Source organism: uncultured Paraglaciecola sp. (assembly GCF_943787955.1).
GTDB lineage: Bacteria > Pseudomonadota > Gammaproteobacteria > Enterobacterales > Alteromonadaceae > Paraglaciecola.
The window spans coordinates 42,132-66,444 of the sequence record NZ_CALSOK010000019.1 but is presented as its reverse complement, the minus strand read 5'-3'; the positions used below and the strand labels follow the sequence as shown (position 1 = coordinate 66,444).

Here is a 24,313-nt window from a genome sequence, read left to right as displayed (position 1 = left end):
GCTTGCATTAAAAACCAGTTTCTATATAACAATCATAACCACGCTGAGTCATGTCAGCGAGAGAAAAATTACGGAGAAAATAATGAGCGACAAAATCATCCAGTTATCTGATGACAGTTTCGAGGCTGATGTTATCAATGCAGCTGGTCCTGTGTTAGTTGATTTTTGGGCAGAATGGTGTGGTCCATGTAAAATGATCGCACCTATACTGCATGAAGTGGCTGACGAATTTGACGGCAAAGTAACAGTTGGCAAGCTGAATGTCGATGAAAATAACGAAACGCCGCCTAAGTATGGCATAAGAGGTATACCTACTTTATTACTATTTAAAGGCGGTAACGTAGCAGCAACGAAAGTAGGCGCGTTATCAAAAGCCCAACTTTTAGAGTTTTTGCACGAAAATATTTAATATTTATTATCATAAATAATTAAATATATAAGCTCAGCACTTGCTGAGCTTTTTGTAGTTGCTAAACCATCAACTTGCCTGAAGAGCCTATTCCTATTGTAAACAAATTGTTACTTATGTTTTTGACAAGGGCCTAGACCGCAGGCAGAAATATTCAGGATGGCGTTAAATCGTCTGACAAGTAGACAATTCACTGGACTCAGGAATTATTTGGTGCTAAATTTTATATGTTAAAAACCTGAACACACCCACACTTCGCTCAAATCAGAGATGTACTTTAGTAATTACCTTTGAATCAATCAATCAAACTGGCTTTTAAGACAAGCTTTTAGCATAAAGACCCACCAATTATGAATCTTACCGAACTCAAAAATAAACCTATCAGTGAACTGGTTAGCCTAGCCGAAGACATGAAGCTAGAAAACATGGCTCGCGCACGCAAACAAGACATTATTTTTTCTATCCTTAAATCTCACGCTAAAAGCGGTGAAGATATTTTTGGTGATGGCGTACTAGAAATTCTTCAAGATGGTTTTGGATTCTTGCGTTCCAACGATTCTTCATACTTGGCAGGTCCAGACGACATTTATGTCTCGCCTAGCCAAATCAGGCGCTTCAACTTGCGAACTGGCGATACGATTTCAGGCAAAATACGTCCTCCAAAAGATACCGAACGTTATTTCGCATTATTAAAAATAAGTGAGGTCAATTATGACCGCCCTGAAAATGCACGTAATAAAATATTATTTGAAAACTTAACGCCATTACACGCTAATGAACGTTTAATCATGGAACGTGGTAATGGTAGTAGTGAAGATATTACTGCACGAGTTTTAGATTTAGCCTCCCCCATTGGCCGCGGTCAACGTGGCTTAATAGTTGCACCACCCAAGGCAGGTAAAACATTACTGTTACAAAATATCGCACAATCTATTGCTGCTAACCACCCAGAATGTCTTTTGATGGTCCTGTTGATTGATGAGCGACCAGAAGAAGTGACCGAAATGCAACGCCTGGTGCGTGGTGAGGTCATAGCGTCTACGTTTGATGAGCCGGCGAGTCGCCACGTACAAGTTGCTGAAATGGTAATCGAAAAAGCCAAACGTTTAGTTGAACACAAAAAAGACGTGGTCATTTTACTCGATTCAATTACCCGCTTAGCTCGAGCCTATAACACAGTGATACCTTCATCAGGTAAAGTATTAACCGGTGGTGTAGATGCCAACGCATTGCATAAACCTAAACGTTTCTTTGGTGCCGCACGTAACATCGAAGAAGGTGGTAGCTTAACAATCATTGCCACAGCATTGATTGATACTGGCTCTAAAATGGATGAGGTTATTTACGAAGAATTTAAAGGTACAGGTAATATGGAATTACACCTGAACCGTAAAATTGCTGAAAAACGCGTATTCCCTGCGATCGACTACAATCGTTCTGGTACTCGTCGTGAAGAGTTATTAACGACACCAGACGAATTGCAAAAAATGTGGATATTACGCAAAATAGTGCATGAAATGTCAGAAATAGACGCGATGGAATTTCTTATCGGTAAGTTGTCTATGACTAAAACAAACAATGAATTTTTTACTGCTATGCGCAAACAAAGAAGCTAATATTTTTGTTAAGTGACAACAATCCGCTTCAGGAAACTGCAAGCGGATTTTTTTATGGCTTTTTAGGAATATCTTGTAATAATTATTCTTAATGTTTGACAAGCGGATTTGCTTTTAACATATTAGATATTCATTCACTTACAGTCGATTATCAATGAAACAGTTAATACCCGTCTTATTAATATTCTTAATTTTCACGCCTAAAATATCGGCCACCTCGAACGTAGAGCAAATGGTTAAGAATATAGAACCTCAGGTGATTAAGTGGCGACATCATTTACACCAAAATCCAGAACTATCTAACCGCGAATTTGAAACGGCAAAGTATATTACTAAACACCTGCAAAACCTTGGATTAGAAGTACAAACAGGCGTTGCTATAACTGGGGTGGTAGCAGTACTTGATAGTGGCAAACCAGGGCCGGTAGTGGCGCTTCGTGCCGATATAGATGGACTACCTGTACTAGAACAAAATAATTTACCCTGGAAATCGACTAAACGTGGTGAGCTTGAGGGTAACGACGTGCCAGTCATGCATGCCTGTGGACATGATACCCACATCGCTATGCTAATGGGTGCTGCAGAAATTTTAGTGAACATGAAGAGTGAACTTCGCGGTAAAGTGAAGTTTATATTTCAACCCGCCGAAGAAGGGGCGCCTAGAGGCGAAAAAGGTGGTGCTGAACTGATGATTGAAGAGGGTGTTCTCAATAACCCAACCGTAGATGTGATTTTCGGGTTACATATTAGTGCTGATACCGACGTAGGCAAAATACGTTACAAAGAAGGTGGCACAATGGCTGCGGTTGACCCGTTCAAAATTGTCATAAAGGGGAAACAAGCCCACGGCGCTTATCCTTGGCTAAGCGTGGATCCTATTACTACAGCCGCGCAAGTTATTATGAGTTTACAAACCATAGTCAGCCGTGAAATTAAACTCATTGATGAAGCCGCCGTGGTTACAATAGGCTCTATTCATGGTGGTAACCGCTCAAATATTATCCCCAGTGAAGTTGAATTAGTAGGTACCATTCGTACCTTAAATAAAGCGGCCCGTGAACACATGTATGAAGCGGTTCCCAGAAAGGTTAAAGGTATTGCTGACAGTATGCGTGCTGAAGTTGAAGTAACTTTGCCTTTGGATTACAACTACCCCATCACCTACAACGATCCTGAACTAACTGAAAAAATGGTCCCTACACTGATTAGAAGTGCTGGCCGTGAGAATGTTATTTATAGCAAACCCGTGACGGGCGCAGAAGACTTTTCGTTTTTTCAAGAAAAAATACCAGGGCTATATATGTGGATTGGCGGTAAGCCCTTAGATATATCCGAAGCCGATGCCCCAGCCCACCACACGCCAGAATTTTATGTCGACGATTCAGGTATGAAAACAGGCGTAAAATTACTAACAGACTTAACATTGGATTACATGAAACTGCACTAAAACAGGCCCTCCAATAGACGTTAGCAAAACTACCATTAGGGTGGTTTCTATGCTGCAAGCTATAAGCTACAATATGTGTCCAAAATTTTAGGGGATTGATTTACCCTAAATCATAAAATGTGATTTAAGAGAGAAAGTTATGCCAAACGTGGCAATAGTAATGGGCTCCAAGTCTGACTGGCCTACCATGCAAAACGCAGCGCTCATGTTAGAAAAGCTTGGCGTGAGTTATACGGCCAAAGTTGTCTCAGCACATCGCACCCCGAATCTGCTCACAGATTTTGCCGAAAAAGCAGCTGAACAAGGGTACCAGGTCATTATTGGCGGTGCAGGGGGAGCAGCGCACTTGCCCGGTATGATCGCAGCACATACTACTTTACCTGTATTTGGTGTACCTGTTCGCTCAAGTCAATTGAACGGTATTGATTCTTTACTATCTATCGTGCAAATGCCCAAAGGAGTAGCAGTAGGCACTTTAGCGATTGGTGAAGCCGGTGCTGCCAATGCTGGATTGTTAGCAGCACAGGTAATCGCCTTGCAAAATCCAGATGTGCAACAAGCAATCAAAGACTTTCGAGCAGAACAAACCGCCACTGTAATTGCACAAGACGAATTAGTCCTTCCCTCTTTATGATAAAAACTGACATGAGATTGTGTAAATGAGCATATTAGTTCTTGGTTCAGGGCAGTTAGCCAGAATGATGGCTTTGGCTGGTTATCCACTTGGAATAAGTGTTCAGGCAGTAGATGTAGCGGATAATAAAATTGTCGATCCGGTGAGTAAACAAATAATCAATAACTCACTTGAACGGATGATTGAAGAAGTGAACGCCATCACTGTTGAATTTGAACATATTCCTGAAAATTTACTCGAGTTAGTCCATGGTAGTGGCAAACTCAAACCCAGTGTAGAGGCAATTTTGACGGGGGCTGATAGAGTTCGCGAGAAAAAATTACTCGAAAAACTGGCTATCACCAACTGCCCGTTTGAAGTCGTTACCGATGTTGAACAATTAGAGGCGGCTGTTGAAAAGCTTGGCGAAAAGTTAATTATCAAAGCAAGCAGAGATGGCTATGATGGTTATGGCCAATGGCGTTTACAAAATAAAAACGAATTGCCTGAACTGAAACAGCAGTTGTCCAAGTTAGACTTACATAAAGTTCCTTTGGTGGTTGAGAAAATGCTCAGTTTTGATCGCGAACTTTCATTGGTAGCAGTTCGAAGCAATAAGGGCGAAATTGCCTATTATCCACTTGCAGAAAACTTACATCATCATGGTCAATTGCATGTTTCTATTGCTCCTGCTCTGCAAGTTGACCATGCACTTAACCAACAAGCACAAGATATCTTCAACAAACTAGCAGTATCACTAGATTACGTTGGTGTGTTGGCAGTTGAATTTTTCCAAATTGGAGAACAACTATTGGTTAATGAAATAGCACCACGAGTCCATAATTCTGGGCATTGGACAATGCAAGGTGCAGATACTTGCCAGTTTGAAAACCATCTTAGAGCAGTGAGGGGGTTACCATTAGGCTCAACGAAAGTCACATCACCTACCGCCATGATAAACATCATAGGTTGCAAAGATTTTGCAAGGGACATGCTGAGTATTCCCGGCTGCCATCTTCACTGGTACGGTAAAACCCCTCGCAAAAAGCGTAAGATGGGGCACTTCAACTTATGTGCAGATAACTATGCTGAACTAGGGAAAACAATGCAGGCTTTGTCTGAGTACGTACCGATTGAATATTTTCCAATGCTAAAAGATGAAGCAGCCAGATTGCTGAAACTTTAAACGACCTTTTGAAAAATATTTTTATTTGATTGACAACATATTAATTATGAATAAAATAGCTTTTCTTTTTGGGATAAGCTGCAACAAAGCAGACTACCAACATTCCAAAATTAGCGTCACCTTGTAACATTTTCCTGTGTGCCGACTTAGCTCAGTAGGTAGAGCAACTGACTTGTAATCAGTAGGTCACCAGTTCGACTCCGGTAGTCGGCACCACTTTCCTAATAAAATTCATCGAAAAAATTACAGAACGTAGCGAATTCTGATTTTTAAGGTGACGTTTGCGCAACCTACCGATAGACGAAGCTTAAAGCTTAAATACCAACTCAAAAAATGAAATAAGCAGCCAAACCTCACATCTCGACTCCGATAGTCGCCACTATTTACCCTATGTATTCAGTCCGACTGTTTTGGTTTTAGAAATTAACAATACTCCTGCTAATCATTTAACATACGTACTTCGTGTTGAGGGAATGGGATTTTCACATTATTTTCGTTGAGAGCGGCATAAATTGCAGCGTTCAACTTGAAGCGTAATTGGTGAAATCTGGAAGTAGGCAACCAGGCTCGAACCGAGAGATTAACACTACTGGCACCAAAGCTACCTATACCGACTTGTAATTTCTGCTCGGTTTTTGGCACACCTTCTTCATCTAACGGCATCTGAATATCTTGTAATTCTTCAATTTTAGCTAAAGCTTGCATGATGACCAGGATGGCTCTCGGTGCATCTTCGCTGTAGGCAATACCGATGCTTATTTCTGCCAGCATGTTGGAGTAAGAATTGTGGATGATCTCACCAACTATATGCCGGTTTGGGATTGTTATTTCTGTACCGTCTTCGTCTATCAACATTGTGTAAGCAAGTTGAACTTTTTTCACTAAACCGGTCACTTTTTGCACTTCGATAGTATCACCGACTATGAAAGGGCGAGCGATAATAATATTGAGACCCGCCGCATAATTAGCCAACAGCCCTTGCATAGCTAATCCAGCACCAAGTGATAGCGCTCCAATCGCTGCCACAAAGGGAGTGACACTAATGCCTAATTTACCTAGTGCGATAATACCAATCAAAACCACAATGATAATTTTGATGGTAGAGGCGATAAAGCTTGAAAGTGTGACATCTAGCTTCTTTTTAAGGCATAAACGTTCAACCATTTTGCTTACTTTACCAGCCACGAGTATACCCACCAGCATAATGAGCAAAGCACCAATTATCTGGAAGCTATAACCTACGAAAAACTCTACCACCATTTGATAAATCGCATTCACTTGCTCTAATTCCTGACTGATACTATCAACCACATCAAAGTCTTGTAAACTCGACGGTTCAACTTCAGACGTAGTTGTACTTGTGTCGGTTACGTTTCCAGCCTGCTCAATTAGTGCGTTGTTTGATTCTTTTAAGTGCGTTATAGGCTTTTCTATTAATTCAGTTGTAGCAGGTGATGTGTTTGCTGAGGCGTAGTCGGCCATATCAAGGTCTCGTGGTTGTTTGAGTGGCTAAAATTGATGTTTGTATAACTATATCTATCTAAAGGTTACCAGAAAGTTTTGGTACAAGCTTTGTTTTGACAAATAGCTAAGCCTCATAGTAATTCAACTCCGATGGCAAAAACCAAACATCCATTTTTGTAAGCTAGCACTTTCGTTAAATCTGTAGCACCTTGATGACCAAAATATTTTACATTTAAGGGAGTGGATACATACTTGGTTGGATCTTTGGAAGGTAAATCAGTACTTAAGTTTCCGCATTCAATTGATAATGCAAATCACATGCCACCTTGTTTTACACCGTTACTGGGTAGTGGTATTTTTTTGATTTAGCGAGGTTTAAGCCCCTTTAAATGATACTTTAGCTTTTTCCTTGCCACGTATTTTTTGATGGTTAGTATAATTTTTACATTGTCGCAGCATATACTCGCTACCTACTGCGGTGCTGAAGTATTTTTTAAATTCAGTGGCATGAATGAACCACTGTTTATTGTTGATACCTCAACGTTCAAGAATGGGACTGTGATGAACGTCAAAATATCCTGCTTTATCTTCTCGAATACACCTTCCAGCTGAGTCAACCAATTCAAAATAATCTATTAGGCTGTAAGCAATTTACAGCACCTTGCTGACAAATATCTCTGATGATAGTAGCATAAAATAGGATTTTCGAAGAATTTCGAACAAGGAAGAGTTCGAACTTTGTATGATAAGTCACAGCATTTTTCGTTAGTGCTATCTAAACAAATTTGTCCTCAATAACTTTTACTTTTTAACCCCAGACACCCTCGCCCACTCCCCATCAATAGCAATAGGTTGCATATCAAATACATCGCTATACAAAGCGTTAATTTCTTCTGCTTGTTTATCCAAAATACCTGACAACACTAACTTACCACCGGGTTTGCAATAGGCACTGATAACCGACTTTAACTCCCTTAATGGACCTGCGAGAATATTGGCTAACACCACATCAGCTTGTAACTTAGGTTGATATTGTGGCAGATATAATTCTATTTTTTCGCCTACATAGTTGCGATTTGCATTGTCTTGACTGGCGAGTAACGCTTGGGGGTCGATATCAATGCCTACCACACGCTTGGCGCCTAATTTCAGTGCTGCTATACCCAATATGCCTGAGCCACAACCAAAATCCACTACTGTTGCCTGAGACAGTTCTAAACTGTCTAACCACTTTAGACACAAACTGGTGGTGGGGTGTGTACCAGTACCAAAAGCTAATCCGGGATCGAGCATCACAATCACTGCATTTGGATCCGGCACATCACGCCAGCTGGGGCAAATCCATAAACGCTCGCCAAATTGCATAGGATGAAAATTTACCATCCATTCTCGTTCCCAATCTTTGTCTTCTAATTGGTCTAATTTGTGATTGAAGTTTTTGCCTAATAATTTGGATTTGCTAAGCTGGCTGACTACCCGAGACATATCATATTGTGCGTCATACAATCCCACTACTTGTGTGTCTGGCCAGAGCATCACTTCACCAGGTTTAGGTTCATACATAGGTGTGTCTTTAGCATCCACAAAAGTCACAGCTTGGGCACCATTGGCTGATAACATTTCGCCAATTTGCTCAGCATAATCTGCTTGGCTATTTATTTTTAGTTGGATCCAAGGCATAAACAAACTCAATATTATAAATTTTAAATAGTATAACATTAGAAAAAGAGCAGGTAACCGCAGCTATGCTACAGACATAAAAAAAGAGCTATAAACGCTCTTTTTAAACTTAATGGTTGTTCTTACAAAAAGTTAGTGTCCACCCATACCTAATTTTTTCTCTAGGTAATGAATATTAGCGCCACCAGCAGCGAAGACCTCATCGGCCATGATACTTTTGTGCAGTTCAACATTGGTTTTAATTCCACCGATGACCAGCTCGTCTAATGCATGGCGCATTCGAACAATAGCCACTTCTCTGGTCTCACCATAAGTGATTAATTTACCAATCATTGAATCGTAGTAAGGTGGCACTACGTAATCTGTGTAGATATGCGAATCCCACCTGACACCCAAACCACCTGGTGAATGAAACTTGGTAATTTTACCCGGGCTTGGAATAAAAGTTTTTGAATCTTCGGCATTGATACGACATTCGATCGCATGGCCTTTCACCTTTATCTGCTCTTGAGTCATAGACAACTTTTGACCGGCCGCAACTCTCAGTTGCTCTTTAATTAAATCAACACCTGTGATCATTTCTGATACTGGGTGTTCAACCTGAATACGAGTATTCATTTCAATGAAATAAAACTCATTATTTTCAAACAAGAACTCAAAGGTACCTGCACCACGATAGTTGATATCAATGCAGGCTTGGCAACATCTAGCGCCAATAGCCGCTCGCATTTCTGGTGTAATACCGGGAGCAGGAGCTTCTTCCACTACTTTTTGATGACGACGTTGCATAGAACAATCACGTTCACCTAAGTGAATGGCACTACCTTGGCCATCAGCCAGTATTTGAATTTCAACATGACGAGGATTTTCAAGAAATTTTTCCATGTATACAACATCATTATTAAAGGCCGCACCGGCTTCACTTTTAGTCATGGCAATGGATGAAATAAGTTCACCTTCACTTCGTACCACGCGCATGCCACGACCACCGCCGCCACCTGCTGCTTTAATAATAATGGGGTATCCAATACCTGCGGCAAGCTGTTTATTTCGAGCATCGTTTTCGCCCAAAGGTCCATCAGAACCTGGGACACAAGGCACGCCAGCACTTTTCATCGCTCTAATTGCAGAGACCTTATCTCCCATTAAGTTAATGGTTTGGGCAGTTGGACCAATAAAGGTAAAGCCACTTTTTTCAACGGCTTCTGCAAAACCCGCATTTTCGGCTAAAAATCCATAACCAGGATGAATGGCATCTGCGTCTGTTATTTCAGCAGCGGCGATAATACGAGGAATATTAAGATAGCTCTCTGTGGCTGACGCTTTGCCGATACAAATCGTTTCGTCAGCTAACAATACGTGTTTCAGAGACTCGTCGGCAGTCGAATGCACCGCCACAGTCTTAATGCCTAACTCTTTACAGGCACGCAAAATTCGCAGGGCGATTTCGCCGCGGTTTGCAATAAGGACTTTTTTTAACATTGTCATAAACCTTTTATTCAATCACAAACATAGGTTGGTCGAATTCAACTGGCTCTTGATTTTCCACTAAAATTTGTTTGATGACACCGGCCTTATCAGACTCGATTTGATTCATCATTTTCATCGCTTCGATAATACAAAGCGTATCGCCTACATTCACTTTTTGACCTATTTCAGCAAAGGATTTAACGCCGGGAGAGGAAGAACGATAAAAAGTACCCACCATAGGAGAGCACATAATGTGGCCGCTGATTGCTGGTGCAGCTTCAGGAATCGTTTCAACAGGTGCAGCTTGTGCAACAGGAGCTAATTGTGGCTGTGGAGCATATTGCATCGGAGTTACCTGAGCAGCTGCGCCGCCACGATGAATACGTACTGATTCTTCGCCTTCAGTGATTTCTAATTCAGATATGCCAGACTCTTCAACTAGCTCTATCAATTTCTTAATTTTACGTATGTCCATTTTTTTCTCTCTAATTAGTTAACCAGCAAGCAAATTTTTGCGGATGTTTATTTAGTTAAATATTGTTTGGCCGCCGCTAAAGCGAATTCATACCCTTGAGCACCTAATCCACAAATGACCCCTTGGGCAATGTCGGATAAATAAGAATGCTGCCTAAACGCTTCTCTGGCATGTACATTAGATAAGTGTACTTCGATAAAAGGTATAGACACGCTCAAAAGCGCATCTCTCAAAGCAACACTCGTATGCGTAAATGCACCGGGGTTGATGATGATAAAGTCTGAATTTTCAAAAGCTCTATGGATAGCATCAATTAACTCGTGTTCAGCATTTGACTGCACATGAGTAAAATCCAAACCTATGGAGTTGGCATAAATGCTTAGCTTACTCACAATTTGTTGTAGGCTTTGGTAGCCATACGTTTCTGGCTCACGTTTGCCCAACATGTTTAGATTTGGGCCATTAATTACTAATACTTTCACTGTGTCGCCATTTTAATCAGTAATGATTTTGTTGTGCATGTAAGCAAATGAACAGCCTTATTTCAAAATCAATTTAGTACATTAAATGCACATTAATCTAAATTATAACTCTATTATAGAGAGCAAATAGAAATTAACAGCAAAATACTGGTCTTATCAGCGAAGATTGCTGCAAAGTTAATGAATATTATGCTTTTATTGGGACTTTTTTCTACTTAATCGGAGTGTTTTTTAATTTGAACTATATCGCCCATATCCATATAGGCATCCACACCCAAACCAGCTTGTTAGGAAATTTTCTTGGGGACTTTATTAAAGGTAGTCAACTGCAGCACTTACCTTTTGAGATTGAGCAGGGTATCCGTTTACATCGCAGCATTGACGTATTCACGGATTCACATCCACTCGTGATTGAATTAAGGCGATATTTCCCCAGAGATATTCGCAGGATGGCGGGGGTGATCATCGATATCTATTTTGATTACTTACTGATGCAAACTTGGAAACGTTACTCTGGCACTCATTTTAATACTGTCTTTGCTGATTTTTACCAGCAACTTGAACAATTTTCATTACCCGATAATACCCATTTTCAAAAAGTGGCTGAAGGTATCAAAAAACATCAATGGTTAAATGAGTATTGAAACCTGTTTCCGAGCATTTGTCAGCATTGAGAACCGATTAAAGCATAAAGTGGTGTTTGCTAAAAAAGCTCAGCTTTTTTTGCTTCAATATGGCGATCAGCTTGAGTCTAGCTTTCAACAGTTCTATCCTGAGTGTTTAGATCATGGGCTGAAATTTGTTCGGTCGTATCATCTGTCACAATAATTGCGAGAAATAAGTATGGCCGTACACGAAATTCATCACCCGTTAATTCAACATAAAATAGGCCTAATGCGTGAGACAGGTATTAGTAGCAAAGATTTTAGAGAATTAGCGAGCGAGGTCGGAAACCTTTTAACCTATGAAGCCACCAGAGAGCTAAAAGTTGAAGTTGTTGAAACCACAGCTTGGAATGGTAAAAAAGTTAATATACAAAAGATCAAAGGTAAAAAGATAACAATAGTACCTATCTTACGTGCAGGTTTAGGTATGTTAGACGGTGTCTTAAGGCTTATCCCTAATGCAAAAATCAGTGTGGTAGGTTTGTACCGTGATGAAAAAACCCTGCTACCAGTAGCCTACTTCGATAAAGTAGTAAAAGATGCAGAAAAGCGTACTGCATTAATTGTAGATCCCATGTTAGCAACAGGTGGCACTCTTATTGCCACTATCGATTTACTCAAGCAAAAAGGCTGCAAACATATTATGGGGCTATTTCTAGTTGCGGCTCCAGAAGGTTTAGAGGCCGTTCAAGCTGCGCACCCAGATGTTGAAATTTATACCGCTGCAATAGATGAAAGACTTAATGAACATGGTTACATATTGCCAGGGCTTGGTGATGCAGGTGATAAGATTTTTGGAACGCGTTAAGTCTATACATATTACGTGTCGCTTTGTGAAATGAAAAATATGTTAATTTTTACCTCAGCGCATTTTATTTAAATGTAGATAAAAGCTTTGTTGATGATATAGGTAAAAATCAAAATAATGAAGCCATTATCCTTAAAACGCTAAGTATAGCTAAACAATTGAAAATGAACTGCGTAGCTGAAGATATCGAAACTATTGAACAAGTCAAATTTTTAAAAAAATAAATGTTGGCATTTATAAATGCTATTCCTTTTCTGAACCTGTTCCGACAGAAAAGATTCCAGCAATATTAGAAAATCTTAGTAAGTTTAGGCGTAATCCTTAGTCTTCATTCAAACACAAAAGGTAATGATTGATACTTACCAAAGGGTTTTGCGTGATAAACTGCAAAATGTAAATGTGGTAATGAAGAAAATCCTGTATTACCTGAGTAACCTATTATTTGACCTGCTATAACGTGCTCACCTTGGATCACGGCAACGTCATTTTTTCTCAGATGATAATACTCACCAGTGGTGTCATCACTATGCAAAATCACTAAGTAGTTAGCATATTTAGCGTATTTGCGACTAGCACCTCCACGCGTTTGATGTTCAACCAAATCAATCACTATACCTGACCTGGCCGCATGTATGGGTGTTCCTATGGGCATAGCAAAGTCTACAGCATACTGAGACGCATCACTATGGCTATACCCGCCACCAAAACCTTGCACTATGGGAAAATAATCACCGTCAGCATAAGGATATTGATAAACAATATCCTCTTGATGCAGCGCTAGCATATTACCTGGCGTCCAATAAAAAGCTTCGCCATACCAAATTTTTTGGTATATGTTGATGGGTTGTAATTCAAGCACTTTAACTCGTTGATGCCCCTGAAGCACTCGGCTAAATATGTGCTGAGGTAGGTTTGTGGTTGCCGTTTTTAAGTTACGGGTGTTCACTTCTAAGGTGACGGTCACCACAAAAGGTTTTTGATTGTAGAGCCAATAACTAACCTGCTTGTTTTTCTCAATTTTCTCAACACATGCCCAATTATCCATGCAGTAATTATCTGAGCTCGCTAAAGAACTACAAGTAACCAGCACACAAGATATGATTGTAAAAATAGATACAAAAAGCTTTCGTATAAAATACCGAGTAGAAGGACAAAACACCGTTACTTAGCAAAAAGGCTGTTTACATGCTCAGCAAAAGGCGCAGCACGCATAAAACCTGTCACCCTGGCAGTCTCGAGCTCTTGTCCTTGGGCATCAAAGAACATAATAGTAGGCAGGCCAAGAACAGAAAAGCGTTCTTGAAACGCAAGGTTAGCATCACTGCTATCGGTAAGGTCAATCTGCATCAATACACTGTGTCTTAATTCTTTGACTACGTTTGCATCTGAGAAAGTGTATTTTTCAAATTCTTTGCAGGCCACGCACCAATCTGCATAGAGGTCTAACATTACGGTTTGACCATCAGCGCTGGCCTCTGCTATTGCCTGATTGAACTCTTCGATATTACTGATCTTAAGAAACTCTGGGTGAGCTATTGCGATATCGTTTGATTGCCCCTGCACGTTACTGTGACCTATCCCACTAAATGTCTGATAACCATATCCAACTGAAACAAATAATCCAATGAAGATTAAAAACATGCGGAGACCTTTGAAAAAAGATACGGGGGTATTTTGGTTCATCACATAAAAGTAGGTAAATGTTATCAAACCAAGTAACGCCCAAGCAATATCAGTAGCAAAATGTGTGACTAAACGCTCAACAAACATAATGGCAACGGCTAACATCATAAAACCAAAAGTGACTTTAACAACGTTCATCCAATTACCTGCTTTGGGCAACAATTTTCCACCGGTAATGCCAAATAAAATCAATGGGATACCCATTCCCAAACTCAGCACATATAGCGCACTAAACCCTAAAACTAAATCACCACTTTGAGCGATAAATAGTAAAATACCGGTCAAGGGTGCAGTGGTGCAAGGTGACGCCACTAAGCCCGAAATCGCGCCCATAGCTAACACGCCCATATAACTACCACTGGTTTGTTTGTTACTCATGGCATTGAGCTTTTCTTGCCACGAAGAAGGTAACTGCAATTCATAGGCGCCAAACATCACCACTGCCAACAATACAAAAATCACGATTAAAGAGATTAAAATCGCTGGATGTTGTAATCCCGCCTGAAATTGCACACCAGCAGAAGCAACAATCAACCCCAACAACGAGTAAGTAATCGCCATGCCTTGTACGTAGACAAACGACAAAGTAAATGCCCGAGAGGTGCTAATGGTTTTACCCTGACCAATCACTATGCCGGATAAAATCGGGTACATAGGAAACACACAAGGTGTAAAGGCTAAACCAACACCTAAACCTAAAAATAATAACAGCGTGATAAGTAAACTCTGCTTACTGGACAACAAGCTAGCTAATTCAAACTGTTCTGAAATTGGAGCCAGAGAGTCTGAATCGGATATAGAGATTTTTGTATCTTGGCCAGGCTCTACGACTGAAGCAGTACCCACTTGACTTAGATACACCTCTTTGGTGGTGGGTGGGTAACACAAGCCAGCATCCGCACAGCCCTGATAACGAATCTTAACTATGCCATCTTGCACTGAGGATACTATGGGGTAGGTAACATCTAGTTGCCCACGAAATACATCCGATAAACCAAAAAATTCATCTTCAACTTGCTCCGCAACAGGAAAAACCGGCAGACCTATCTCGGCTTGTTTAACCACAGTTTTAAATTGTTTTTTATATAAGTAGTACCCGTCTGCAATTTGCCAACTCAGGATGACGCGATTGCCTTGCTGGGCGAAGTCGAATTGGAACGATTCGTCTACTTGCAAAAACTCTGGTTCGTCAGAAAATAGGTCGGCTAAGGGCTCGGAAGTTTGCGCGATACTCAAGGACGAGACGAAACAAATACCAAGTAGTAAAATAAAATATCTAAAACTCAAATTCATCTACAATACTTCTTATATAAAGGGAAACTTGGCAATAATTTCATTATACCAATCTAATAGGCCAATAGGGACTTACAAACCTTAAAACACAAATCTTAACAAATTATTAAGACGGGCCCTTACTTTGTTTAAAGACCCAAGCTTAAGCAATCAAGTTTCACTATTTCATTAAATAATTTGAGTTTGAGATAAATAGACTCTAATAACCAAACTCATTAGACAAACCAAGCAACAGTCTGTAACAATACGTTACTTGGGTTTCTATTGTTTAGTCCCAGTATCATAACAAACACATTATCATTGAAGCTATACGCAACCCTAGTTACGTATAGCTCAAATAACGAGGCATTTTTGTTTAAATTATTTTTATTATTTGCCATTTTACCTATTGTCGAAATCGCAATACTGATCAATGTGGGTGAGCAAATAGGTGGTTGGTATACTGTAGCTATCGTTATCCTGACCGCTTTTGCAGGCGCTCATTTAGTCAGACAACAAGGGCTCAGCACCTTGATGCAAGCCCAACAAAAAATGCAAACGGGCATCATGCCAGGCCAAGAAATGGCTGAAGGTTTATTATTGGTGATTGCAGGTGTGTTGTTAGTTACCCCAGGATTTATCACAGACAGCATTGGGTTTTTATTGAGTTTGCCTATTACTCGCCCGCTTATAGCCAGAGGGTTAGTTAAAAATTTAGCTCTCAAGATGGTGAGTCCATCCTTTAATGGTGACTTTTCTCAATACCACCAGCCACCCCATTCAACAGAACAATCTGATGATGTCATCGAGGGTGAGTTTGAACGTAAAGATAAACCACCAGAAAATCCAGCCCTTAAGGATGACTTAAGAAAGCCAGACTAACCTAAACATTACATTTCAATAACATTTAGCTGAAAGAATATAATGTTTTGTCGTAGCTTAGTTTCAGTATTTTTATTTGTTTATCAGCTCAAGCATTTGAGATTAAGGGGCAATATTTATATGCGCTTTATGAACGAAGGTCAGCGCTGCAACGACAAACAAATGAACAACCATTGAAATTAACTACCCGAACCAACCAAACTGAAACTCTCACAAAACAATACCGGCTGTTTGCATATTGCTGGGTATGATAAAAGCCCAACAAGCAAGTTTGTTAGGCAGTTTACATTTTAGGTTGACCAGTAAGCAGAGAGCTTCTTCAAGGGCGATTTAGCTGCATAACCCAACTAAACTATATAAACACATTTGGAGTGATCATAAGAAACAACTCACAAACAATATTACTGAAAATAGAAACAGCTACCTAAACAACCTTAACCTTTCAAACTAGATTAGTTTGGACTACCTTAATCACATAGTGTAATCGACTATTAATTAAGAGTTATCAGAATGCGAGTTTTATTAGTCGAAGATGATCTGCAATTAGCCAGAGACATCCACCAAACACTTCGATCAGAAGGTTTTACCGCTAATCACGTCACTTATGCTAAGTCAGCACTGTTGACTATAAAAACCAATGGATGTGACATGTTAATATTAGACTTAGGCTTGCCAGATATGGATGGCCTTACACTTCTTAAAAAGATCAGGCAAATGAAGGTAAATATGCCCGTTCTGATTCTCACCGCAAGAGAACCCATCGAAGACAAAATAAAAGGACTAGATCAAGGTGCAGATGATTCTACTAGCAAACCTTTTGATGTAAATGAACTCATTGCACGTTTGCGGGTGATTGAAAGAAGGTTGGGCACAGCAACCAGTTCTACTATTACTATTGGCGAAGTAAGTCTAGATTGCGCCTCTCATCAGTTAAGTGTCGCGGAACAGATAATGGAACGATCTCGCAGAGAATTTATGTTGTTGAAGGTATTACTAGAGCAAGCCGGACGAATACAATCGAGGGAACAACTTGAGTCTAATTTATACGAGTGGGGTGAGGAGGTAGCAAGTAATGCTGTGGAGGTACATATTCACCATCTACGCAAAAAACTCCCTGAAGCGTTTATCAAAACAATTCGTGGTGTAGGTTACAGTGTTAAAGCTAGCCCAAGTATAGGACCCTAAATTTGTCTATCCGCCGCTATCTAACACTGATTTTGTTATCTGTGATTACATTAGTCACCTTCGCGGCAGCCATTCAGGGTTATCGCGGCAGTATGGCAAAAGCAACCAGCGTATTTGATAATGAATTACGTTCTTTAACTTATGTATTGGTTAATATCACCGACATGAGTACTCAATCACTAGCGCCTCAACCTGACGCTGCCTTTATCTATCAAATATGGCAACACAACCGATTAATTGTTAGCTCTCATCCAGAACTTAAAGCCGCTATGAGTGATTTCAAAAATGAATTTGATGAGCATAATTTTTTAGCTCAACGTTGGCGTACTTATGGGCATTTTTTTGAATCAGATAATAAATGGGTGTTGGTTGCACAGCCCTTAAACCGGGGTTTCGAGCTGGCAGAAAAAATGATCTTGGCTGCTGTTACACCACTGATATTGTGTATTCCATTATTAGCCATTATTATATTTTTATTGGTCAGCACTGGGTTGCGCCCATTGAGGCTTTTATCTGAGAACTTGCGCGCCAAAAAAGCCGATGACCTTAGTCCAATCACACAGCAAAATCAGCAAAACGAACTCAGCCCCGTATTAGAAACTTTGAATCAATTATTTGAGCGATTAAACGCAGCCTTCTCACGAGAAAAACGCTTTGCCTCTGACGCAGCTCATGAATTACGTACCCCATTAAGCGTTTTAAAAATCAATGCCCACAATTTGAGGTTGCAGCTTAGCAATAACAGAACTTCAAACAGAAATATGCAATACCTGCAAGAAGGTATTGAGCGTATAAGCCATGTAGTAGAACAAATTTTATTGCTCAACCGAACCAATCCTGAACAATACCAAGGCCAATTTAAACAAATACATACTGCTTCACTTTGCAAAACTGTAATAGCCAGTTTATTCCCACAAATTGATGCAAAAAAACAAGAGATCGAACTAGTTGGTCAAGGCACAAAAATTCAAGGTGATGAGTTTTCTCTGGGTATCTTGTTACAAAATTTAATCTCCAATGCCAGCAAGTATTCGCCTGAAGGATCATTAATTAGAGTGGTATTGAAGACATTGAATAATCAGGTAATTATTCAAGTAGAGGATTCAGGCCCTGGCATTGATAAATCAGAATATCAACGAGTGTTTGAACGTTTTTACAGAATTGGGGGTGATCGTCATACTAGCAATACACCCGGATGTGGTTTAGGTTTATCCATTTCCAAGCATATTGCAGAACTGCATAATGCTTCATTAAAACTTAGTTGCTCTGAGCAATTATCAGGCTTATCAGTAGAGCTGTTATTGCCACAAGGGCAATACGTTGAATAAACCTATGAACAAATTAATAGGTATCACCGCCCTATTCTTTGGCGTGTTTGCCAATCATTGTTGGCGGCTGTTGCTGAGTATCATATTCAACTCAAGGATCACCTCTTTTTTCCATCACAGATCATCATTCCGGCAAACCAAAAAGTAAAATTAGTGATCAACAATCAAGACAATACTCCAGAGGAATTCGATAGTTTTTCACTCAATAGAGATAAGGTTATTTTTGCCAATAATACAGCAATCATATTTATTGGCCCACTGAAGCCTGGCGAATACAAATTTTTTGGTGAGTATAACCCTAATACTGCACGCGGCATTGTGATTGTTGAACATCAAAAGCAAAAGGCTGCAGATGTTAATTAATACGTTTATTTTATTTTTACGGGATGCGTTACCGATATTTGTATTGGTTGTTTATTTATATGTTCACCTGCCAGCAACTAAGTTGTGGCTATTATTGTGTATGCTAGTCGGTGCCCTTTTGAGCCTAATCTATATTAATCAAATCCATTTAATTGGTCATTGGTTTGATGGTAAAGGCATTGAATTATCATTGTGGATATGTCAGATATTTGTCTACTTGTTAGCCTTGGTTTTAGGGTATGGATTAAACCAAAATCGGACTTCGAATAAGCAGTATTTATATTGGGCTGCTGGCATAATGGTCAGCCTAACCTTAGTCTCCAAAGGCAGTAATTTCATTTTGTACTTCGATGGTTATTTGAACCAGAGCAATGCAATACAATCCATGTTACTTGGTACATTTTTGGGTCTAGGTATTTGTCTAAGCTTAGCTATATTGTTGTATCTAAGCGCAAAATTGTTAAAACAGCAGTTTGGCCCTTGGTCAACATGGTTATTAGTTCATATTTACGTTACTGGCCAACTCGTCAACGCTTTACCTTTACTGGTTCAGGTCGACTTTATTGATGCATCAGCCACAGCTTGGAATATTGTCAATATTTTGTTAGCAATGAATTTGAATATGGTCGTTTATTTAACGTGTTATTTGGCTATCAGGCAGCACCATCTATTGCTCAAGTGATTGTCTATACTCTTGCATTATTCACTCCTCTACTTATTTTTTATTGGCTTAAGCTAGATTCAGCTCCCCACTCAGGTATCAAAAAATGAAAGCCTTTTATCGCGTATCTTTCGCGCTTTTATACTATCTATCTTGCATGTCAATAAGTTGGGCTGACGGCTTTCCAGTTGACAAGGTTTATCATCCTTATGTATTGGCTAATGAGCGAGAGTTGGAATGGCGTTTTATCTCGAGGCAAAACAACAATGGCAATGTGTTGGCTCAACGCTTTGCTTATGGACATGCCATTTCAGAATATCTGACAATTGAAGGTTATATCGTAGGAGAAAGAGACGACACTGGCGATTTTGGTTTGCAAGCTTATGAAATTGAGGTTCGCTGGATGTTAACTGACCAAGGAGAACTATGGGCAGATTGGGGAATGTTGTTCGAGCTTGAAAAACAACATAAAAAAGATAATTACGAATTTACAACTGGCCTTTTATTTGAAAAAGAATTTACATAAACTAGTTTAACGATCAACGCATTGCTCGTTTATGAATGTGGAAAAAGCATTCAAAATGAATTTGAAACAGAAATAAGACTCAAGTATCGCTATCGGTATCTACCTGCCTTACAACCTTATATCGAAATCTACACTGGTGAAGATTTTATTGGTCTAGGGCCTGGTTTTATGGGGATTCATCGATACGAAGGACAGAAACAACTAAAATGGGAATTAGCGTTTATTGCTGGGCTAAACGGAGACTCTAAAGATCACACCCTTAGATTCGCCTTGGAGTACGAATTTTAGTTCTGCTTCAGCACTTTTCGTCTACAATAGCGCTAACATAATAGAGCTTGAAGATTCCAATGAAAGCCTGTGCCTGCCATATTTTAGTCAAAAACAAAGTCCTAGCTGACAAGCTAAAAACCCAACTAGAAAAAGGAGGTAACTTTCATCAACTAGCCAAAAAACATTCTATCTGTCCATCAGGTAAAAAAGGTGGTGACTTAGGTGAATTCAGCCCCGGCACTATGGTCAAAACATTTGATAATGTGGTGTTTAAAAAAGAAATACTGACAGTACACGGGCCACTCAAAACCCAATTTGGTTTTCATTTGATTAAGACACTTTATCGAAACTGAATATAGATTGGGCTAATGGAGCTTACTCAAATGTGATAGGCAGAAAGGGTAAGCAACGAGTGCCGCTTTTATTTTTGTAAAAAAAGCACGCTTTGCGCCATAGTCAAGATGGTTTTTAAATCTGAATATCTGGGAACACATAATTATGCTTTAATAAAAGCAATATTCATAGCTGAGCAGCACAGCATCGAAGACACTTATTTTCATTTTGAATTTCATCAAAACCGCTAAGTAATTTAAAAAACTGCTGACTTTCAATCCCTCAAGCATATAAAAAGAAAGCCCAATCTCGAAATATAAGGCAACATAAATTGTAATTTTTTGAAAAATAATGATTCATGTTGTCTATACTTGTAAAATTAGGGAAATCTTGCAAAGGGAATGAAATGCGTTATCAATTCAACAGCTTTGAAATTGATACACTTCAGTTTAAATTGTTTTTTGCTGGCAAAGCTAAAGCTATTGAACCTAAAGATTTTGATCTCATTGTGTATTTAATCAAGAATCGCCATCGAACAGTGACCAGAGAAGAAATATTTAACGCTGTCTGGCAAGGGCAAATTGTCTGTGATTCGACATTAAGTAACCACATAAAATCAATTAGAAAAATTCTGGGTGACAACGGTGAAGAACAAAACCTTATCTCTACGATTAGAGGCCGAGGTTACCAGTTTATTGCCACAACTAAGGAACTATCAGATAAAGAAAATTCTATTTTCCAATCTACCTTACGCACAAAACTTATCTGGAAAATCCTTATATTCATTTTTTTATTACTGACTACAATTCTTGTTTTTTCTAACTTAGACGCTCCAGAAATTAAGCAAAATTCAATTGTAGTATTACCTTTCCTTAATTTGAGTGGCGATCCGAACTACGAATACTTCTCTGATGGTGTTTCTGACGCTATATTAAATGGGCTATCCAGTGCAGAAAGTTTATACGTAGTCTCTCATTCATCTTCGTTTCGTTTTAAAGATACAGAAATTGATATCTCCGATGTTGCTAAGCAATTAGGGGTTACTTATGTATTAGAAGGCTCAGTTAGAAAATCAGAGACCACAATCATGATAACCGTCCAGTTAATAGAGGCCAAAAAGGATCGCCAAATATGGGGTGCGACTTTCAATAGAGAAAATAACAATATTTTAGCTATGCAAACTGAAATTTCAACGGTGATTGTAGATGCGGTAAAAAACGCTTTAGCTACTAATAATGACCTTACTCAACTTAACATTCCCCCCCTATGAGTTTAGCCGAGATAATTTAAAAATAGTCCTGCAACGTTTCTAATGTGAAACGCCATAGCGCAAGCGATTTCAAACTTGAAAAACACAGCTCGAGATGTTGATGAAAGTGAATGCCGCGTCAAGTTAGCAATGATGCCTTTACGTTCCTGCCGAAGAACAAAGCGTTACTTAATATAACTAGGAGTTTTGTATCTAGTTAAATATAGCTTATTATGAAACAAAATTTTGATGTGTAAGCTAAGCATGAATAAACCTAAGTGTAATTTTCGTTTATTTTATAGCCTGTGAAAATCCCTAAAAGTTTGTTGTGGCTCCCTTAGCTACTTATCCCCTGTGACTTACCTTTCAGACAAGCTGTTGTGGTTGAATTAACCGGACACTTCAATAAAGGATTATAATCCTGTTAATTGAGGTGAATATGACTAGACGAACAAATAAACATTATCCCGCAGAATTTAAACAAGAAGCGGTCGCTCTGGTAATAGAGCAAGACTATCCAATCGTACAAGCTGCTGCATCTTTAGGTGTGACAGACAAACTACTTTACAACTGGGTAGCTAAGCATAAGAAACAGGCACTAGGTGACGTGTTGTCTGGCGATGAACGAGCAGAGTTAATTCAACTCAGGAAGGATAATAAACGTCTACAAATGGAGCGTGAAATCCTAAAAAAGGCCAGTGCCTTCTTCGCGAAAGAAATGAAGTAAGATATTCTTTTATAAGTGAGCTTGATGCGAAGTATCCGGTGTCAGTTGCTTGTAAAGTGATGGAAGTGAGTTCGTCAGCATACTACGCATGGCTAAAAAAACCTGGTGAACTCATTAGCGCTCAAATGCTAAGACTGTATCGACGAGCCAAAGCATTATTCAAGGCAAGTCGAAACAGTTTAGGCAGCAGAGAGCTTGCTAAAGCACTACGCAAAGAAGGCTTTGAAATAACGCGGTATCGCGCCATTAAGTTAATGGAACGGCTTAAATTAGTTGTGACTCAGCGAATAGCTTATAAAGTGACAACCAAGCGCAAACACAGTGATGCTGTGGCTGACAACTTGCTAAATATGAATTTCAATCCTGTTGGACCCAATCAAATTTGGGCGGGTGATGTGTCCTATTTAAAGACTGGTGAGGGCTGGTTGTACTTAGCCATTGTCATGGATTTGTATTCACGCCGGATTGTGGGCTGGCATATATCAAAACGCATGACGCGTGATTTGGTCGAGCAAGCACTGACAAAGGCTCATAATTTACGCAAACCACCAAAAGGTTTGGTGTTTCACAGTGACAGAGGCTCTCAGTACACGAGTAAAGGCTTTAGAAATCTACTGTCGCGATTAGAGTGTCGAGCTAGTATGGGAGATGTTGGAGCTTGCTGGGATAATGCTGTTGTGGAGCGCTTCTTTGGAAGTTTAAAGCATGATTGGTTGTTTAAAGTACCGCAGCCCACTCGAACACATATGCGAGAAGATGTTGCTAGGTACATGAAATATTATAATGTTGAGCGACTACATTCAGCTAATTTGGATCAATCGCCAATTGAATTTGAAAACTCCTTTAGAAAAGTGTCCGGTTGGACTTGACCAGAACAAGCGATAGTGCCATTTATTCGAATGATTTATCACTTTGAAGTATCGTTTGTTGAATGTATAACACGTTAGCAATAGGTATCTATTGCTAACGTGCACAGTAAATATGTCTTTAAAAACGTATTTAATTTGTCACTACTTGCTGGCAATTAACACCACTGTTGTTTTTCCATGTATTGCGGTGATATCTTGAATGGTCACCGTTGGTCGATTTGCTTTATACTTTTTAGGCGTATAACGGTCTAAATACCCAGAGGTTTTTAAGGCATTATATTTATATGCAAAGTTGGCAACAATCTGCTCATTGCACATTAGACCTCGTGCTATCGATCTAACTCCTGCACCTGACATACGAATTTTTTGCTTTAATGCTCTCTTGTTATTAGTTACGGCAGCGATACAAATTTTAGTCTCAATCGAATTATCAACTCCTTCGAATTGATAATCAGCTGCATTGGAATTCAGAGTAAAACCTGCAGCAACTATCACTGATATGAGGTTAAACGTTTTCATAATATTAATTCCTTTTCTATGTATTTTACTAAAGTGAGTTAATATTATGGTTGGAGTCTATTCTTTTGAGTAGAGATGAAGTAGTCATAAGCTAACTTCTACATATATTTAAGATAATTTTTAGATATGTT

23 protein-coding genes, 1 tRNA gene and 2 pseudogenes are annotated in these 24,313 nt (G+C 39.4%); 18 read left to right on the top strand and 8 right to left on the bottom strand.

The genetic code is table 11. The annotated features are described in order from the left end of the window. The first annotated feature begins 82 nt into the window (after window positions 1-82). From trxA to Q0Y52_RS16840, 6 genes are all read left to right on the top strand, one after another. Window positions 83-409: a thioredoxin TrxA gene (gene trxA / locus Q0Y52_RS16865; RefSeq protein WP_297823677.1), complete on the top strand. Its 327-nt coding sequence runs from the start codon at window positions 83-85 to the stop codon at window positions 407-409. A gap of 350 nt (window positions 410-759) precedes the next feature. Further along, a complete protein-coding gene (gene rho / locus Q0Y52_RS16860; protein WP_297823675.1) occupies window positions 760-2,025 on the top strand; it encodes a transcription termination factor Rho in 1,266 nt (421 codons plus the stop codon). A gap of 154 nt (window positions 2,026-2,179) precedes the next feature. Next, window positions 2,180-3,472, top strand: a complete 1,293-nt coding sequence (locus Q0Y52_RS16855) for an amidohydrolase (RefSeq protein ID WP_297823673.1) — start codon at window positions 2,180-2,182, stop codon at window positions 3,470-3,472. A gap of 139 nt (window positions 3,473-3,611) precedes the next feature. Continuing rightward, window positions 3,612-4,106 carry a 5-(carboxyamino)imidazole ribonucleotide mutase gene (purE, locus tag Q0Y52_RS16850; protein WP_297823671.1) on the top strand — a complete coding sequence of 165 codons (495 nt, stop codon included), beginning with the start codon at window positions 3,612-3,614 and terminating at the stop codon, window positions 4,104-4,106. A gap of 25 nt (window positions 4,107-4,131) precedes the next feature. Further along, a complete protein-coding gene (locus tag Q0Y52_RS16845; protein WP_297823669.1) occupies window positions 4,132-5,271 on the top strand; it encodes a 5-(carboxyamino)imidazole ribonucleotide synthase in 1,140 nt (379 codons plus the stop codon). Window positions 5,272-5,411: 140 nt separating this feature from the next. Continuing rightward, window positions 5,412-5,487 (top strand) — tRNA-Thr (locus Q0Y52_RS16840). Between the two features lie 222 nt (window positions 5,488-5,709). Here the strand turns inward: Q0Y52_RS16840 and Q0Y52_RS16835 are convergent. The 5 genes from Q0Y52_RS16835 to aroQ all read right to left on the bottom strand — a co-directional run bounded on the left by Q0Y52_RS16835 (window position 5,710) and on the right by aroQ (window position 10,842). Further along, window positions 5,710-6,753: a mechanosensitive ion channel family protein gene (locus Q0Y52_RS16835; protein ID WP_297823667.1), complete on the bottom strand. Its 1,044-nt coding sequence runs from the start codon at window positions 6,751-6,753 to the stop codon at window positions 5,710-5,712. Window positions 6,754-7,536: 783 nt separating this feature from the next. Then, window positions 7,537-8,415, bottom strand: a complete 879-nt coding sequence (gene prmA, locus Q0Y52_RS16830) for a 50S ribosomal protein L11 methyltransferase (RefSeq protein ID WP_297823665.1) — start codon at window positions 8,413-8,415, stop codon at window positions 7,537-7,539. A 132-nt stretch (window positions 8,416-8,547) separates the two neighbouring features. Next, a complete protein-coding gene (gene accC, locus Q0Y52_RS16825; RefSeq protein ID WP_297823663.1) occupies window positions 8,548-9,897 on the bottom strand; it encodes an acetyl-CoA carboxylase biotin carboxylase subunit in 1,350 nt (449 codons plus the stop codon). A gap of 13 nt (window positions 9,898-9,910) precedes the next feature. Then, complete coding sequence (gene accB / locus Q0Y52_RS16820) at window positions 9,911-10,360, bottom strand: acetyl-CoA carboxylase biotin carboxyl carrier protein (protein WP_297823661.1); 450 nt, start codon at window positions 10,358-10,360, stop codon at window positions 9,911-9,913. Between the two features lie 47 nt (window positions 10,361-10,407). Continuing rightward, a complete protein-coding gene (aroQ, locus tag Q0Y52_RS16815) occupies window positions 10,408-10,842 on the bottom strand; it encodes a type II 3-dehydroquinate dehydratase (RefSeq protein WP_297823659.1) in 435 nt (144 codons plus the stop codon). Window positions 10,843-11,078: 236 nt separating this feature from the next. Between aroQ and Q0Y52_RS16810 the strand changes: the two genes are divergently transcribed. From Q0Y52_RS16810 to Q0Y52_RS19625, 3 genes and pseudogenes are all read left to right on the top strand, one after another. Further along, complete coding sequence (locus Q0Y52_RS16810) at window positions 11,079-11,486, top strand: ACP phosphodiesterase (RefSeq protein ID WP_297823657.1); 408 nt, start codon at window positions 11,079-11,081, stop codon at window positions 11,484-11,486. 199 nt (window positions 11,487-11,685) lie between these two features. Continuing rightward, entirely contained in the window at window positions 11,686-12,315 is a 630-nt protein-coding gene (gene upp, locus Q0Y52_RS16805) for a uracil phosphoribosyltransferase (protein ID WP_297823655.1), read from the top strand. A 77-nt stretch (window positions 12,316-12,392) separates the two neighbouring features. Next, window positions 12,393-12,539, top strand: a pseudogene (locus Q0Y52_RS19625) (EAL domain-containing protein); the annotation flags it as partial. Between the two features lie 104 nt (window positions 12,540-12,643). Here the strand turns inward: Q0Y52_RS19625 and Q0Y52_RS16800 are convergent. Together Q0Y52_RS16800 and Q0Y52_RS16795 are read right to left on the bottom strand one after the other, a co-directional pair. Beyond that, on the bottom strand, window positions 12,644-13,360 hold the full coding sequence (locus tag Q0Y52_RS16800; protein ID WP_297823653.1) for a M23 family metallopeptidase: 717 nt from the start codon (window positions 13,358-13,360) through the stop codon (window positions 12,644-12,646). A 116-nt stretch (window positions 13,361-13,476) separates the two neighbouring features. Further along, window positions 13,477-15,291, bottom strand: coding sequence for a protein-disulfide reductase DsbD (locus Q0Y52_RS16795; protein ID WP_297823652.1), 1,815 nt, complete (start codon window positions 15,289-15,291; stop codon window positions 13,477-13,479). Between the two features lie 351 nt (window positions 15,292-15,642). On the opposite strand from Q0Y52_RS16795, the gene Q0Y52_RS16790 reads away from it, so the two are divergent. From Q0Y52_RS16790 to Q0Y52_RS16750, 9 genes and pseudogenes are all read left to right on the top strand, one after another. Next, window positions 15,643-16,152, top strand: a complete 510-nt coding sequence (locus Q0Y52_RS16790; RefSeq protein WP_297823650.1) for an FxsA family protein — start codon at window positions 15,643-15,645, stop codon at window positions 16,150-16,152. 510 nt (window positions 16,153-16,662) lie between these two features. Then, on the top strand, window positions 16,663-17,337 hold the full coding sequence (locus tag Q0Y52_RS16785) for a response regulator (RefSeq protein WP_297823648.1): 675 nt from the start codon (window positions 16,663-16,665) through the stop codon (window positions 17,335-17,337). A gap of 2 nt (window positions 17,338-17,339) precedes the next feature. Next, window positions 17,340-18,665: an ATP-binding protein gene (locus Q0Y52_RS16780; protein ID WP_297823646.1), complete on the top strand. Its 1,326-nt coding sequence runs from the start codon at window positions 17,340-17,342 to the stop codon at window positions 18,663-18,665. Window positions 18,666-18,725: 60 nt separating this feature from the next. After that, window positions 18,726-19,028: a cupredoxin domain-containing protein gene (locus tag Q0Y52_RS16775; RefSeq protein ID WP_297823644.1), complete on the top strand. Its 303-nt coding sequence runs from the start codon at window positions 18,726-18,728 to the stop codon at window positions 19,026-19,028. Beyond that, window positions 19,018-19,710, top strand: coding sequence for a hypothetical protein (locus Q0Y52_RS16770; protein ID WP_297823642.1), 693 nt, complete (start codon window positions 19,018-19,020; stop codon window positions 19,708-19,710). The genes Q0Y52_RS16775 and Q0Y52_RS16770 overlap by 11 nt, the downstream gene beginning before the upstream one ends. An 85-nt stretch (window positions 19,711-19,795) precedes the next feature. Beyond that, window positions 19,796-20,503 (top strand): annotated as a pseudogene (locus Q0Y52_RS16765) (hypothetical protein). A gap of 59 nt (window positions 20,504-20,562) precedes the next feature. After that, window positions 20,563-20,838 (top strand): peptidylprolyl isomerase, encoded by a 276-nt coding sequence (locus Q0Y52_RS16760; protein WP_297823641.1) that lies wholly within the window; start codon window positions 20,563-20,565, stop codon window positions 20,836-20,838. A 386-nt stretch (window positions 20,839-21,224) separates the two neighbouring features. Beyond that, complete coding sequence (locus tag Q0Y52_RS16755; protein WP_297823639.1) at window positions 21,225-22,088, top strand: winged helix-turn-helix domain-containing protein; 864 nt, start codon at window positions 21,225-21,227, stop codon at window positions 22,086-22,088. Window positions 22,089-22,506: 418 nt separating this feature from the next. After that, window positions 22,507-23,663 (top strand): IS3 family transposase gene (locus Q0Y52_RS16750; protein ID WP_297823637.1). Its coding sequence is split into 2 segments (ribosomal slippage): window positions 22,507-22,753 and window positions 22,753-23,663, totalling 1,158 coding nucleotides; the frame shifts between segments, so codons are not numbered across the junction. Window positions 23,664-23,804: 141 nt separating this feature from the next. Here Q0Y52_RS16750 and Q0Y52_RS16745 read toward each other — a convergent pair. Next, complete coding sequence (locus Q0Y52_RS16745) at window positions 23,805-24,182, bottom strand: DUF3718 domain-containing protein (RefSeq protein ID WP_297823635.1); 378 nt, start codon at window positions 24,180-24,182, stop codon at window positions 23,805-23,807. Window positions 24,183-24,313: the final 131 nt, after the last annotated feature.